We start from the raw sequence: 15036 nt of genomic DNA on the forward strand, positions 1-15036 counted from the left end.
AAATAATGAAGGGAGCAGTGGCGATGGAAGGGATAATACCGTTATATAAACCGACCGGGCTTACCTCTCATGACTGCGTTTTTAAGCTGAGGAAAATTTTAAAAACAAAGAAGGTTGGGCATACAGGGACTCTCGACCCTGATGTTACAGGGGTATTGCCGATTTGCGTAGGCAGGGCGACAAAGGTTGCCGAATACATAACGGATGCCGGAAAAGCGTATGAGGGCGAAGTGACACTCGGCGTTTCAACAGAAACGGAAGATGCATCGGGAGCGATAGTTGAGGAAATCCCAATCAACCGTGTTATTACGAGGGAGGAAATCCTCTCGGTCCTTGAATCATTGACAGGGAATATCATCCAGGTGCCGCCAATGTACTCTGCTGTTAAAGTAAACGGGAAAAGATTGTATGAATACGCGCGAAACGGCCAGGAGGTTGAGCGGCCATCAAGAAAGGTAACGATTTACGCACTTGAATTATTGGATAGCCGGACAGAATTTGCCGGTGAGAAAATTAGCTTCCGGTTCAGGGCTGAATGCAGCAAGGGGACTTACATCAGGACCCTAGCCGTCATGATAGGCGAACGCCTGGGCTACCCAGCCCATATGTCATCGCTGGTCAGGACGCGTTCCGCAACCTTTTCCCTTGAGGATTGCCTCACTTTCACCGAGATAGAGGAATTAATGGAAAAGGGTGAAATCGGAGAAGCGCTCCGGCCCCTTGAAAATGCACTTTTGCATTTGCCGAAATACAGGATAAGTGATACATTAGCAGAGAAAGTGAAGAACGGGATGCGCCTTCCAATCCCTGAGCAATTCATGGAGGTGGATGGCCCAATCGCTGTGGAAAGCAGTGACGGTAAGGCTTTGGCGATTTACAGCCGCCATCCTGAAAAACCCGGAATCATGAAGCCTGCCAAAGTGCTGCGAAATGACAGGGAACTATAAAGAGTATGCTTCAACGGCTTCATTGCAAGTCCTGTGAGGCTGCAGCTTTACGAGAAAGGTGAACCTATAGTGGAAGTAATAAATCTTGGATTCCCCCATAACCTGGATCGACAATCCGTGCCCGAGGCAGCGGTTGCGCTCGGTTATTTCGACGGTGTCCATCGCGGGCACCAACGCGTCATCGGCGATGCTAGGGAGCATGCTGCGCAAATGGGAATTAAAACTGCTGTGATGACTTTCCATCCCCATCCGAAGGCAGTGCTTGGAAAGCTCAGGCAGGATATCGACCATATCACTCCCCTGAATGAGAAAATTCGGCGTATCGGTGACCAAGGAGTGGATATTTTATACATCGTGGACTTCACGCCTGAATTTGCCAATCTCACTCCGCAGGAATTTGTGGACCAGTACATTATCGGATTGAATATTGTCCATGTTTCCGCCGGCTTTGATTATTCGTACGGACGGATGGGAAAAGGGACGATGGAAACACTTCCCTTCCATTCGAGAGGAAAATTTACACAGTCGACCGTCGGGAAGCTAAGTGATGGAGGAGAGAAAATCGGCTCCACCCGGATCAGGAAGCTTTTGGCTGATGGCCGGACGGATGAAGTTGCTGATCTGCTCGGAAGGCAGTATACGACGCCGGGTGTGGTCATCCACGGGGACAAACGGGGAAGGACAATCGGGTTTCCGACTGCCAATGTCGAACCGGAAAAAGGCTACATCATCCCTCCTCCTGGCGTTTATGCGGTCCGAATCAAGATTGCCGGAGAATGGCATTTTGGGGTTTGCAATATCGGGTTCAAGCCGACGTTCAACAAAGATTTGGAAGGCAAGCCATCCGTGGAAGTCCATATATTCAATTTTTCGGAAAATGTGTATGATGAGCAAGTCGTTGTCGAGTGGCACAAGTATTTGCGAAAGGAACAAAAGTTTCCAGGCATTGACGCGCTCGTGGGCCAAATTTTAAAAGACAAGCGGGACGCTATGGACTATTTCGGAATTCCTGCCGAATAAATACTGTGAAATCAAGGTTCATGCTTGCTTTTTGAGCCGAAACGTTGTATTCTTATAAACGTATTAAAAAGAACCTTTGCTTGGCAAGTCGAGTCACCGACGCTTGCTCAGTAAACGGGGATTGAAATTTTAGGAGGTGAACCAGGATGGCAATCACGCAAGAACGCAAAAACGAACTGATCAATGAGTTCAAAACTCATGAAAACGACACTGGATCCGCAGAGGTCCAAATCGCTGTCCTTACAGAATCAATCAACAACCTGAACGACCACTTGCGCACGCACAAGAAAGACCACCATTCACGCCGCGGTCTTTTGAAGATGGTTGGTAAGCGCCGTAACCTTTTGACTTACCTTCGCAACAAGGACGTTCAACGCTACCGTGAGTTAATCAATAAGCTTGGCTTACGTCGATAGTCAAAAGAAGCGGGAATTTTCCCGCTTTTTTGTTAGGTAAAAATAGTGCGGCAATATTCATACATATTTTAAGCCAGTTGAAATTTGAGCATACTAACATTAATTTGTTATTAAATAAATGTAATAGTGCTGATGGCATATTCAAAAGCGAATGAGCCGGAAAGAGGGGTAATAACTATATGGAATCACCGAAACAAGAGTTTTCCATTGACTGGGCAGGAAGAAAGCTAACTGTTGAGGTTGGCCAGCTTGCAAAGCAGGCGAATGGCGCCGCCCTTGTCCGTTATGGAGATACAGCCGTCCTTAGCACGGCAACAGCTTCAAAAGAACCAAAAAACTTGGACTTTTTCCCGCTAACAGTAAACTACGAGGAACGTCTATACGCGGTTGGGAAAATCCCTGGCGGATTTATTAAGCGCGAAGGCCGTCCGAGTGAAAAAGCAATTCTCGCCAGCCGCCTGATTGACCGCCCGATTCGCCCTTTGTTTGCAGAGGGCTTCAGGAATGATGTCCAGGTTATTAGCATTGTCATGAGCGTTGACCAGGATTGCCCTTCCGATATGGCTGCAATGTTTGGTTCATCCCTCGCTTTGTGCGTTTCAGATATTCCGTTTGAAGGCCCAATCGCAGGCGTTATCGTCGGCCGGGTGGATGGCAAGTTTGTCATCAATCCAACGGTTGAGCAAGGCGAAAAGAGTGATATCCATTTAGCTGTAGCTGGGACAAGGGATGCAATCAACATGGTTGAAGCGGGTGCCCTGGAGGTTCCGGAAGAGGTTATGCTTGAAGCCATAATGTTCGGCCATGAAGAAATCAAGCGCCTGATTGAATTCCAGGATGAGATCGTTAAGGCGGTCGGCAAGGAAAAACGCGAAATTTCCCTTTATCAGGTTGATCAGGACTTGAAAGCCGAAGTTCTTGAACTATGTGAAAAAGACATGCTGAACGCGATCCAGGTGCAGGAAAAGCATGCGCGTGAAGCAGCCATAAAAGAAGTAAAAGACCAGGTTCTTGCGAAATACGTTGAGCAGGAAGCAACCGACGAAGACATCAAGCAGGTAAAACAAATTCTGGACAAGCTTGTAAAGGATGAAGTACGCCGCTTGATTACTGAAGAAAAAGTGCGCCCGGACGGCCGGGGCGTGGATGAAATCCGCCCATTGTCCTCCCAAGTTGGCATTTTGCCGCGCACACATGGCTCCGGACTGTTTACCCGCGGGCAAACCCAGGCGCTTAGCGTTTGTACGCTTGGTGCGATGGGCGATGTCCAGATTCTTGACGGCCTTGGCCTTGAGGAAGAAAAGCGGTTCATGCACCATTACAACTTCCCGCTCTTCTCTGTAGGGGAAACCGGTCCGATCAGGGGTCCTGGCCGCAGGGAAATCGGCCATGGAGCATTGGGCGAGAGAGCGCTTGAGCCTGTTATTCCATCCGAGAAGGATTTCCCATACACGATTCGCCTCGTTTCCGAGGTGCTGGAGTCGAACGGTTCGACTTCGCAGGCGAGCATCTGCGCAAGCACCCTGGCCATGATGGATGCCGGCGTGCCAATTAAGGCACCTGTAGCGGGAATCGCGATGGGCCTTGTGAAATCAGGGGATAATTATACTGTATTGACAGACATCCAGGGAATGGAAGACCATCTTGGCGATATGGACTTTAAGGTTGCCGGCACATCAAAAGGTGTTACGGCGCTTCAAATGGACATCAAGATCGAAGGCCTTTCCCGTGAAATTCTCCAGGAAGCTTTGGAACAGGCGCAAAAGGGCAGGATGCAAATTCTCGAGTCCATGCTTGCGACCATTTCCGAGCCAAGGGAGCAGCTGTCTCCGTACGCGCCTAAAATCCTGACAATGACCATTAATCCGGACAAAATCAGGGATGTTATTGGGCCAAGCGGAAAGCAAATCAATAAAATCATTGAAGAAACCGGCGTAAAAATTGATATTGAGCAGGACGGAACTGTCTTCATTGCTTCGACAAATGAAGAAATGAACCAGAAAGCCAAGAAAATCATTGAAGATATCGTCCGGGAAGTAGTAGTCGGTGAATACTATCTAGGGAAGGTCAAGCGGATTGAAAAGTTTGGCTGCTTCGTTGAAATATTTGCCGGTAAAGATGGCCTCGTCCACATTTCCGAACTTGCTGAAGAAAGGGTCGGTAAAGTCGAGGACGTCGTGAAAATTGGCGATGAAATGCTAGTCAAGGTAACCGAAATCGACCGCCAGGGCAGGGTGAACCTGTCAAGGAAAGCCGTCCTGAAGGAGCAGCGCGAAAAAGCGGAGCAACAAAACAACTAATGCATCCGGATTAACCGCGGCTCGGTTGATTGCTTATATATGGATAAGAACGAAGCCAGGGGGATCCCTGGCTTTTCGTATTTAAAGAATTTTTTTCAGAGGAACATTTTTTTAAGGATGACGGAAGTTGCTGATGTACTTTTTTTCAAAGAAACCCTTTTGGAGAAAATGCAAGTTCTGTTGGCAGCTTTTTTTAAAAAAATCCTATGGCAGTCCTAAATGCCATTGCAGCCAGGAGGCTTGTTCTATCAAATGCTTCGCCAACATACTTTTGTATGGAGGAGGGAGCGAAAATGGCAAAACGGTTTGGACTGTTTTTTGTGGCATGTTTTTTTTCATTATCATTAGTTAACAGCCCGCTGGTCGGGACATACATACAATCGCTGAAAGCTGGCGGACAGGCCGTTTCTAAGCAGAAAGATCCTTTGTATGAGAAAATTTCATTGGCTGCAGAGGAAAAAAGGATTCCGCCTGAAGATGCCCGCATTGATAAAGTATGGAAGGCGATGCCGGGATATAATGGCCTGGAGGTCGACATACCTGGCTCATACCGAAAAATGAAAGCTTCAGGAAAATTTGACCCGAAGAAGCTCGTTTATAAGCAGGTCAGGCCTAAGGTACACCTGGGCCAATTGCCGCCTGCTCCAATTTTCAGGGGGAGCCCGTCAAAGCCGATGGTGTCGTTTGCCGTTAATGTTGCCTGGGGGAACGAGTACTTGCCGGATATGCTGGCCGTGATGAAGAGGCACAATGTGTCCGCGAGTTTTTTTCTTGAAGGAAATTGGGTAAAGAAGAATCCAGAGTTGGCAAAGATGATTGCCACGGCCGGCCATGAAATCGGCAACCATTCTTATTCCCACGTGGATATGAAACGAATATCCAGGGAAAAGGCCCTCGATGAGTTAAGACGGACGAATGAGGTCATAGAAGCGACAACCGGCAATAAATGTACTTGGTTTGCCCCGCCAAGCGGCAGTATGGGCTCGGAAACAGCAGCGATTGCCGCCGAAACGGGGATGAGGACAATCATGTGGACGGTTGATACGGTTGACTGGCAAAAGCCGAGTCCGGATACAATTATTAACAGGGTATCATCGAAGGTTGCAAACGGCTCAATTATTCTAATGCATCCGACTGAGCCGACTGCAATTGCACTGGAACGATTAATATTATTGATAAAAGAAAAAAAACTGAAAATCGGCACGGTATCCGATATGCTCTCGGAAAGCAGGGTGGAAGTAATTGATTAGCTTGAGGGGCTCCTCTAAAATTTGGAGAATCCGCCCTAAACATGTAAAATGATTTCAGAGCAAGCCGCAGCAGTTGTCCAAGAACAGGAGGAATTCGATGATTAAGAAATATACTTGTCAAAATGGTGTACGGGTTGTGCTGGAAACGATTCCAACGGTAAGGTCCGTTGCCATCGGAGTCTGGATCGGAACAGGCTCCAGAAATGAACTGCCTGAGAATAACGGAATTTCACACTTTTTGGAGCATATGTTCTTCAAAGGGACAAAAACGCGTACAGCCAGGGAAATCGCTGAATCATTCGATAGCATCGGCGGCCAGGTAAATGCCTTTACTTCGAAAGAATACACCTGCTATTACGCAAAGGTGCTTGATACGCATGCGGATTTCGCGTTAGAAATCCTTTCTGATATGTTTTTCAATTCAATATTTGACAGCGAAGAGCTAAAGAAGGAGAAGAACGTTGTCCTGGAAGAAATCAAAATGTACGACGACACGCCGGATGACATCGTCCATGATCTTTTAAGCAAAGCGGTTTATGAATCCCATCCGCTCGGCTATCCGATCCTGGGAACCGAATCGACGCTTGAAACGTTCACGAGTGACACGCTAAAGGACTATATTTTTAATTATTATACTCCCGATAATGTTGTCATTTCGATCGCCGGGAATATTTCGGACACCTTTATTTCGGAGGTGGAAAAGTATTTCGGCTCATATGAGGGCGGCAATCCTAACTTCAGCGAGAACAAACCGGTTTTCCATGCGAACAGGCTTTCACGGAAAAAAGAAACGGAGCAGGCCCACCTTTGCATCGGATTTGAAGGGCTGAAGGTTGGCCATGAGGATATTTACAGCCTGATTGTGTTGAACAATGTCCTTGGAGGAAGCATGAGCAGCCGTCTGTTCCAGGACGTCCGTGAACAGCGCGGCCTCGCCTATTCGGTCTTTTCGTATCATTCAGCCTACCAGGATAGCGGGATTGTCACGATTTATGGCGGAACCGGCGCCAACCAGCTCGATTTACTGTATGAAACAATCCAGGAAACACTTGATACACTGAAGCGTGACGGCATTACCGAAAAAGAGCTGATAAACAGCAAGGAGCAGCTTAAGGGAAGCCTGATGCTTAGCCTTGAGAGCACGAACAGCAGGATGAGCCGGAATGGGAAAAATGAACTGCTGTTAAAACATCATCGTTCACTGGATGAAATTGTTGAGCTAATCGACAATGTAACAAAACAGGGCGTCGACCGTCTGGCAAACTCGATTTTCACTGACCACTTCTCGATTTCCCTAATCAGCCCAGATGGAGTACTTCCGGCAAAATTGAAATAGAAGATTTATTGAAGCCATTGCGGATGCAATGGCTTTTTGCATGGCGGGATGGGCAGGGGGCAGCCAAACATCCAAAAATCCAATTGTACACGCAAGAGTAAAATAGCTGTCCTTCATAGGTAGTCTATTTTCCTGCCAAAAGCTATACACTAGTAAGAGAATAGCAGGGGGGCGATCAAATTGAGGCTGAGCGAGCTAAGCGGAAAGGAAATTGTGGATGTGAAGCGGGCGGAACGGCTGGGAGTCCTTGGCCAGACTGATCTTGAAATAAATGAACAGACAGGCCAGATCCAGGCATTGCTGATCCCGTCACTAAAATGGTTTGGCCTCCGGAAGCAGGGCGATGAAATTCGGGTTCAATGGAAGCACATAAAAAAAATCGGTGCTGATATGATTATCATTGATTTCCCTGGAGAAGCCGATGAATAGCTTCAAAGAAAGACAAAAGCTTTTATAGGAAATTTAAGTTAAAGCGACTTGATTTTGCCAACAGCTAAATAACGATAATAACATTATGTTAACAAAGCTCGGTTGATGGACAGCCGGGTTATTTTTTTGTGCAAATTTACATTCTCCGTGTGAGAGGTGTACAAGTTGAAAACTGCACTGTCTTCAATTGCCTTAATTGGGCTGTGATTGAAGCGACTGGCACTTTACACAGACAAGAGGCGTGGAAATAATAGAGCATTGTTTGTTTTTCACAGAAATCCGCTTCCCTTCATAAACTGATAAGTAGCCTGGAGACCTGGGCACGAATGATTCTTATAAAGAAGGTGAAGGGTTCATGCTGACAGGTATGCAGATAGCCATCATTGGCGGAGATGCCCGGCAGCTCGAAATTATCAGGAAGCTGACCGAACTGGACGCAAGACTATCGCTGATTGGTTTCGAGCAACTGGATCATGCCTTTACAGGTGCGCAAAAGGAAAAACTTGCAGAAGCGGACTTATCCGAAATGGATGCGCTCATCCTCCCGGTTTCGGGAACGAGCCTGGAGGGCCAGGTTGAAACGATTTTTTCGAATGAGCAAGTTATTTTAACAGAAGCATGTTTAGCCAAAACGCCTGAGTCGTGCACGGTTTATACCGGAATCACCAATCCATATTTGACGCGAATAACGAAGCAGGCGAAAAGGCGGCTTATCCAGCTGTTTGAGCGGGATGATGTGGCCATTTACAACTCGATTCCAACCGTCGAGGGAACGATTATGATGGCGATCCAGCATACCGATATTACAATCCACGGATCCAAAGTGGCAGTGCTCGGGCTTGGAAGGACCGGCATGAGTGTTGCGCGGGCGTTTTCCGCTCTTGGAGCCAAGGTGAAAGTGGGAGCAAGGAAGAGCGAACACCTTGCGAGGGTTACGGAAATGGCACTTGAGCCTTTTCATCTTTCTGATATAGAAAAAGAACTTAGGGATATGGATATCGTTATCAATACGGTACCGCACCCAATCGTCAGTGCTTCTGTCATTTCGAAAATGGCGGCGCATACGCTGATTATCGATCTAGCATCCAAACCAGGAGGAACAGACTTCCGTTATGCGGAAAAACGGGGCATCAAGGCGCTCCTGGCCCCGGGGCTTCCCGGAATCGTGGCCCCGAAAACAGCTGGGCAGATTTTGGCGAATGTCTTGACGCAATTGCTCCAAGCGGATTTAAAAAATCGAAAGGGGAAAGCAACATGAATCTTAAAGGGAAACGAATCGGTTTCGGCCTTACAGGCTCACATTGCACATACGATGCCGTCTATCCGGAAATTGAGAAGCTGGTGAACGCTGGCGCGGAGGTTGTTCCCATTGTCACGTTTACGGTAAAGAATACCGAGACAAGATTCGGCAAGGGAGAGGACTGGATTGACAGGATCGAAAAGCTCACCGGGAAAACAGCCATAGATTCAATCGTGAGAGCTGAGCCACTCGGCCCGAAGGAACCACTCGATTGCATGGTCATCGCCCCATTGACCGGAGCCTCGATGAGCAAATTCGCGAACGCGATCAATGATTCCCCTGTATTGATGGCGGCCAAGGCCACACTCCGGAACCAGAAGCCGGTCGTTCTTGGAATCTCCACGAACGATGCACTTGGGCTGAATGGCGTTAACCTGATGAGGCTCATGTCGGCGAAAAATATTTACTTCATTCCGTTCGGGCAGGACGATCCTGTTAAAAAACCCAATTCAATGGTTGCTCGGATGGGGCTTTTAAAAGAAACGGTAGAATCGGCCCTGGAAGGGGTTCAATTGCAGCCAGTTCTCGTCGAAAGATACCTCGATAAAAACTAGCCAATTCGAACCAGCCATGCAATTGATTATTTCATTGTCGGGTGAATGTGATAAAATGTAGGAAAGTTTGTCGGCGGGCAAGGCCCGCTGATATCTTTCATACATATGGACTTCCTTTAAGGGGAAGCTCCATCATAGGATTGCATTCACTTAAATAATCTGAGCGTACGCTTGTTGGATGGAAGGGGTTAACAGAAAATGGATCGTCAAACCGGATTGAAAGTGGCTGTGGTAGGTGCAACTGGCGCTGTTGGCCAGCAAATAATTGAAACATTGGCGAAAAGGAATTTTCCGATTGAAAAACTTGTCCTGTTGTCCTCATCCCGGTCGGCAGGTAAAATTGTTACAGTAAACGGGAAGGAGCATGTAGTCGAGGAGGCAAGGCCGGAAAGCTTTGAAGGCATCGATATCGCTTTATTCAGTGCAGGCGGCAGCGTATCGAAGGAGCTAGCGCCGGAAGCGGCAAAGCGCGGTGCCATTGTCATCGATAATACGAGCGCATTCCGGATGGACCAGGAAGTGCCCCTCGTTGTTCCGGAAGTGAATGAAGAGGATGTCCATACTCATAAAGGAATAATCGCGAACCCGAACTGTTCAACAATTCAGATGGTTGTTGCGCTTGAACCGATTCGCAAGAAATTTGGCCTGAAAAAAATCATCGTCTCCACATACCAGGCAGTTTCCGGCGCGGGAGCAGCGGCGATTGAGGAACTGAAGGCGGAAACAAAGGCCATACTTGCCGGTGAGCCATATGAACCTAAAGTTCTTCCGGTTAAAAGTGCAGACAGGCATTATCAAATTGCCTTCAACGCCATTCCGCAAATCGACATGTTTGAGGATAATGGCTTTACATTTGAAGAACTCAAAATGATCAATGAAACGAAAAAAATCATGCACGACCAGAACCTTCAGGTAGCGGCTACATGCGTCAGGCTCCCTGTCGAGACAGGCCACTCGGAATCGCTTTACATTGAAATCGAATCCGACGGTGTAACCGCGGACGATATTAAGGAACTTTTAAAAGAAGCGCCAGGGGTTGTCCTCCAGGATGATCCGGCCAACCAGGTATACCCGATGCCAGCTGATTGTGTAGGGAAACAGGATGTATTTGTCGGCAGGGTAAGAAGGGATCTTGATAACACGAAGGGCTTCCATATGTGGGTCGTTTCGGACAATCTCCTGAAAGGCGCGGCCTGGAACTCCGTTCAAATCGCGGAAAGCCTTGTCCGCCTCGGAGTCGTTGGACAAAAATAAAATACAACATAGCAGTTTTGGGGTGCTTGAATGAAAGTAATTGTCCAGAAGTTTGGCGGAACATCCGTCAGGAACGAAGAAAGCAGGCAAAATGCCAAAAGACATATAGAACAGGCCCTTTCGGAGGGGTATAAGSTCGTTGTCGTTGTATCGGCAATGGGACGCAAGGGCGACCCGTATGCCACAGACACGCTTCTATCCCTTGTGGAAGGGAGCATCGGGAAAATCAGCAGGCGTGAAATCGATATGCTCATGTCCTGTGGTGAAATCATCTCCAGCGTAGCGTTTACATCACTTCTTCTTGAATCAGGTATTAAGGCTGCCGCCCTGAATGGAGCACAGGCCGGTTTCCGGACAAATGACGATCATACGAACGCCAAGATCATTGAAATGAAATGCGAGCGGCTGCTCGAAGAATTGAATGAGTACGATGTCGTCGTGGTCGCCGGCTTCCAGGGAATCGCCCAAAACGGGGACGTAACGACTATTGGACGCGGCGGTAGCGATACAACTGCGGCAGCAATTGGAGCAGCACTTGGCGCCGAGTGGATCGATATTTTTACCGACGTTGAAGGAATCATGACGGCCGACCCGCGAATCGCCGAAAATGCTCGGCCATTGCCAGTTGTCACCTATATAGAAGTATGCAACCTCGCCTATCAGGGCGCGAAAGTCATCCATCCGCGCGCGGTTGAAATCGCGATGCAGGCAAAAGTGCCGATGCGCATCCGCTCCACCTACTCGGACGGCCCGGGAACACTCGTTACAAGCCAGGCGAGAACAAGCGCAGGCAGCGATATAAAGGAGCGGCCGGTCACCGGGATTGCACATGTGCCTAACGTGACCCAGATTAAGGTGTTCGCAAAGGACGGCCAGTACAATTTGCAATCCGAAGTCTTTAAGGCAATGGCAAACGAGAAAATTTCGGTTGATTTTATCAATATTTCTCCAAACGGGGTTGTTTACACCGTATCAGAGGATTCCGCTGACCGGGCAATTTCAGTCCTGAACGGAATTGGGCATGATCCGGTCGTGGAAAGGAACTGCGCTAAAGTTTCGGTTGTCGGAGCGGGAATGGCCGGGGTTCCGGGCGTGACGGCTAGGATCGTCACAGCGCTTGCCGGCCAGGGAATCCGGATCCTCCAATCTGCGGACAGCCATACCACCATTTGGGTTCTTGTAAAACAGGACGACCTCGTAAAGGCGGTCAATGCGTTGCATGATGCATTCCAGCTCGAAAACGAGTCCGCCGATTATTGATTGGCTGCAAGGATTGTACACATATAGCAAATGGAAGTTAGCCGGCAGGTACCTTGCCTGCCCAAACCAAACAAAGGATGGGTGAAGAGGATAATGATTCATTTTGGAAGAGTTTCAACTGCAATGGTAACGCCTTTTGACCACAAAGGGCATATTGATTTTTCAAAAACAACCCAATTAATCAACCATTTAATCGAAAATGGGACTGACTCCCTCGTCATTGCGGGTACAACCGGCGAATCCCCGACATTGTCAAAAGAGGAGAAGCTCGCGCTGTTCAGCCATGCTGTCAAAACTGTCGCCGGCAGGATTCCAGTGATAGCGGGAACCGGCAGCAACAATACGTACGAATCCATTGAAATGACGAAGAAAGCGGAACAGCTTGGCGTGGATGCTGTCATGGTTGTGGCTCCTTATTACAACAAGCCAAACCAGGAAGGCCTTTACCAGCATTTCAAGGCGGTAGCGGAAAGTACAAAGCTGCCGGTTATGGTCTATAACATTCCTGGCCGGGCAGTCGTCAACATTGCGCCGGAAACGATTATCCGCCTATCCGGGATTCCAAATATCGTAGCAGTGAAGGAAGCCAGTGGCGACCTGAATGCCATGACAAAAATCATTGCAAGTACACCGGAAGATTTCATTCTCTACAGTGGCGATGACGGCATTACTTTGCCTGTCCTTTCCATTGGCGGGTTTGGCGTCGTATCGGTGGCTTCCCATATTATCGGCAACGAAATGCAGGAAATGGTCCAGGCGTTTTTCACGAAAGAAACTGACAAGGCAGCCCGGCTGCATCAGCAGCTTCTTCCGGTCATGCAGGGATTATTCGCCGCTCCGAGCCCCGCCCCGGTAAAAACTGCGCTGCAGTTGAAAGGGCTGGACGTTGGGTCGGTAAGGCTTCCGCTCGTTCCGTTAACCGCTGAAGAACGCGCTACATTGTCTTCAGTGCTGGGAATCCATCAGCCATCGTAATTGTATTTTCGTCCCCGAAAGGGTATTGATTTGATTTTAAAGGCAGCTGGCGTGATTTTTGCCCGCTGCCTTTTTTCATGCTTTAACTTTATAACGAATGAACCATTGTCGCGCCAGGAAGGTTTTTCTCTTTTAGCATGCGGGAATGGGAATAAGGTTGTAAAGATTTTCCGCATTCAAGTATAATGATTGTAACTGATCTCGATCGGCCTAAATCACCATAGGAGGAAACAGAAATTGGCAAAGAAAAAAAATAAGAATATCAGGATCGTCGCTCTTGGCGGCGTGGGAGAAATCGGGAAGAATATGTTCCTGTGCGAGGTGGATAGGGATATCTTCATCATCGATGCCGGGTTAATGTTCCCCGAGGATGAAATGCTTGGCATTGATGTTGTCATTCCCGATATCACCTACCTGCTCGAAAACAAGGAAAGGGTAAAGGCGATTTTTCTTTCCCATGGCCATGAGGACCATATTGGGGCATTATCCTACATCCTTAGGCAAATCAAGGTTCCTGTTTACGGGACGGAGCTGACGCTGGCACTTGCCGGGGCGAAGCTGAAAGAACAGGAGTTCAGGGGAAAGACCGATTTTATTGAAATCAACTCGGATTCAATCGTGGAGATTGGGAACGTGGCCGTTTCATTTTTTAAAACAAACCATAGCATTCCCGGGTCTGTCGGCATTTGCATAAACACGTCCGAAGGGGCAATCGTTTATACGGGCGACTTCAAATTTGACCAGGGCGCGACAGACCTGTACAAGCCTGATATCGGCAAAATGGCCGCGATTGGCGAAAAAGGGGTGCTCTGCCTTCTTTCGGATAGCACGGAGGCGGAAAAGCCAGGATATACAACTTCCGAAGCGATTGTAGCCAGGGAAATGTGTGACACTTTCTATAGCTCGCCCGGCAGGATTATCGCGGCGTGCTTCGCTTCGGATATTAACCGCATCCAGCATATTTTCGATTCCGCCCAGGAAACAGGGAGGAAGGTGGCTGTTGTCGGGAAAAGCCTTGAACGCATTTACCATATCGCCGTGGAACTCGGTTATCTTGATATAGCTGAAGGGCTGATTATCCCGGCGTCGGAAATTGGGAATCTTCCGGACAGGGAAATCGTCATTTTGATGACAGGATCCCAGGGAGAACCAATCGAAGGGCTCCAAAAGATGGCGCGCAAGTCGCACAGGCTTGTAAACATCAAGGCAGGCGACACAGTCATGATTGCCGCCTCTACGCTTAGGGGAAGCGAACTTTTCCTTGCCAAGACGGTGGATATGCTATTGCGCGCGGGTGCGAATGTTGTTTCAAACAAAAAAGTGATCCACGTTTCAAGCCATGGCAGCCAGGAAGAATTGAAGTTTATGATCAATTTGATGAAGCCTAAGCTTTTCATTCCGGTACATGGGGAATACCGGATGCTGAAAGCCCATGAAAAAATTGCTAGGGAGTGCGGGCTTTCAAGGGATCAAATTTACATTCCGGATAATGGGGAAGTCGTCGAAATCAAGGAAGGGAAGTTTGTTCCGGGCGGAAAGGTTCCATCCGGCAACGTTCTGATTGATGGAATTGGCGTCGGCGATGTCGGCAATATTGTCCTACGTGACCGCAGGCTACTCTCCCAGGACGGCACATTGATTGTTGTCGTCACTCTTTCAAGGAAAGAGCGAAAAATTCTTGCGGGGCCTGAAATTATTTCAAGGGGCTTCGTCTATGTAAGGGAATCCGAAAAGTTGATGGAAGAGTCCGGAAAGATGGTCAGGGATATCGTTGAGAAAAACATTTCCCGTGATTTCTTTGATTGGACCAGCCTGAAACAGGAAATCAGGGATGATTTGAATAAATACTTATTTGATAGAACAAAAAGGCGCCCGATGATTTTACCAATCATTATGGAAGCCTAAATCAGAGCACCGGCTGCCTTGCCGGTGTTTTTTTTTGTAATATTCATCAGTGTGTTCCTATTGCTCTTTTATCGAAAAATCAAAGAGGCA

The 15036-nt window shown here is 48.1% G+C and carries 13 protein-coding genes; all 13 read left to right on the plus strand.

Annotated elements, in window-relative coordinates; all coding sequences use genetic code 11:
• Nucleotides 1–23 precede the first annotated feature (23 nt).
• The 13 genes from truB to ADU24_RS08490 all read left to right on the plus strand — a co-directional run bounded on the left by truB (nt 24) and on the right by ADU24_RS08490 (nt 14946).
• Nucleotides 24–947, plus strand: coding sequence for a tRNA pseudouridine(55) synthase TruB (gene truB / locus ADU24_RS08425; protein ID WP_053366208.1), 924 nt, complete (start codon nt 24–26; stop codon nt 945–947).
• 69 nt (nt 948–1016) lie between these two features.
• Entirely contained in the window at nt 1017–1967 is a 951-nt protein-coding gene (gene ribF / locus ADU24_RS08430; RefSeq protein WP_053366209.1) for a bifunctional riboflavin kinase/FAD synthetase, read from the plus strand.
• A 146-nt stretch (nt 1968–2113) separates the two neighbouring features.
• Entirely contained in the window at nt 2114–2383 is a 270-nt protein-coding gene (rpsO, locus tag ADU24_RS08435) for a 30S ribosomal protein S15 (protein ID WP_053366210.1), read from the plus strand.
• Between the two features lie 179 nt (nt 2384–2562).
• On the plus strand, nt 2563–4683 hold the full coding sequence (gene pnp / locus ADU24_RS08440; protein WP_053366211.1) for a polyribonucleotide nucleotidyltransferase: 2121 nt from the start codon (nt 2563–2565) through the stop codon (nt 4681–4683).
• A gap of 275 nt (nt 4684–4958) precedes the next feature.
• Nucleotides 4959–5933, plus strand: a complete 975-nt coding sequence (locus tag ADU24_RS08450; protein WP_442853756.1) for a polysaccharide deacetylase family protein — start codon at nt 4959–4961, stop codon at nt 5931–5933.
• A 97-nt stretch (nt 5934–6030) separates the two neighbouring features.
• The gene (locus tag ADU24_RS08455; RefSeq protein ID WP_053366214.1) at nt 6031–7269 is read left to right on the plus strand and encodes a M16 family metallopeptidase; all 1239 of its coding nucleotides are present in this window, start codon (nt 6031–6033) and stop codon (nt 7267–7269) included.
• Between the two features lie 180 nt (nt 7270–7449).
• Nucleotides 7450–7698, plus strand: coding sequence for a YlmC/YmxH family sporulation protein (locus tag ADU24_RS08460; protein ID WP_053366215.1), 249 nt, complete (start codon nt 7450–7452; stop codon nt 7696–7698).
• Nucleotides 7699–8053: 355 nt separating this feature from the next.
• On the plus strand, nt 8054–8956 hold the full coding sequence (gene dpaA / locus ADU24_RS08465; RefSeq protein WP_053366216.1) for a dipicolinic acid synthetase subunit A: 903 nt from the start codon (nt 8054–8056) through the stop codon (nt 8954–8956).
• Complete coding sequence (gene dpaB, locus ADU24_RS08470; RefSeq protein WP_053366217.1) at nt 8953–9552, plus strand: dipicolinate synthase subunit B; 600 nt, start codon at nt 8953–8955, stop codon at nt 9550–9552. The genes dpaA and dpaB overlap by 4 nt, the downstream gene beginning before the upstream one ends.
• A 198-nt stretch (nt 9553–9750) precedes the next feature.
• Nucleotides 9751–10806: an aspartate-semialdehyde dehydrogenase gene (asd, locus tag ADU24_RS08475; RefSeq protein WP_053366218.1), complete on the plus strand. Its 1056-nt coding sequence runs from the start codon at nt 9751–9753 to the stop codon at nt 10804–10806.
• Between the two features lie 30 nt (nt 10807–10836).
• Complete coding sequence (gene dapG / locus ADU24_RS08480; RefSeq protein WP_053366219.1) at nt 10837–12066, plus strand: aspartate kinase; 1230 nt, start codon at nt 10837–10839, stop codon at nt 12064–12066.
• Between the two features lie 93 nt (nt 12067–12159).
• Complete coding sequence (gene dapA, locus ADU24_RS08485) at nt 12160–13041, plus strand: 4-hydroxy-tetrahydrodipicolinate synthase (RefSeq protein WP_053366220.1); 882 nt, start codon at nt 12160–12162, stop codon at nt 13039–13041.
• Nucleotides 13042–13278: 237 nt separating this feature from the next.
• Entirely contained in the window at nt 13279–14946 is a 1668-nt protein-coding gene (locus tag ADU24_RS08490) for a ribonuclease J (RefSeq protein WP_053366221.1), read from the plus strand.
• Nucleotides 14947–15036 lie beyond the last annotated feature (90 nt).

Source organism: Bacillus sp. FJAT-27245, assembly GCF_001273955.1.
GTDB lineage: Bacteria > Bacillota > Bacilli > Bacillales > Cytobacillaceae > Bacillus_D.

Excerpts from the sequence above, each read along its gene's own strand:
- truB (WP_053366208.1), top strand. The coding sequence starts at position 24 with ATGGAAGGGATAATACCGTTATATAAACCGACCGGGCTTACCTCTCAT.
- rpsO (WP_053366210.1), top strand. The coding sequence starts at position 2,114 with ATGGCAATCACGCAAGAACGCAAAAACGAACTGATCAATGAGTTCAAA.
- pnp (WP_053366211.1), top strand. The coding sequence starts at position 2,563 with ATGGAATCACCGAAACAAGAGTTTTCCATTGACTGGGCAGGAAGAAAG.
- ADU24_RS08450 (WP_442853756.1), top strand. The coding sequence starts at position 4,959 with ATGGAGGAGGGAGCGAAAATGGCAAAACGGTTTGGACTGTTTTTTGTG.
- ADU24_RS08455 (WP_053366214.1), top strand. The coding sequence starts at position 6,031 with ATGATTAAGAAATATACTTGTCAAAATGGTGTACGGGTTGTGCTGGAA.
- dpaA (WP_053366216.1), top strand. The coding sequence starts at position 8,054 with ATGCTGACAGGTATGCAGATAGCCATCATTGGCGGAGATGCCCGGCAG.
- dpaB (WP_053366217.1), top strand. The coding sequence starts at position 8,953 with ATGAATCTTAAAGGGAAACGAATCGGTTTCGGCCTTACAGGCTCACAT.
- asd (WP_053366218.1), top strand. The coding sequence starts at position 9,751 with ATGGATCGTCAAACCGGATTGAAAGTGGCTGTGGTAGGTGCAACTGGC.
- dapA (WP_053366220.1), top strand. The coding sequence starts at position 12,160 with ATGATTCATTTTGGAAGAGTTTCAACTGCAATGGTAACGCCTTTTGAC.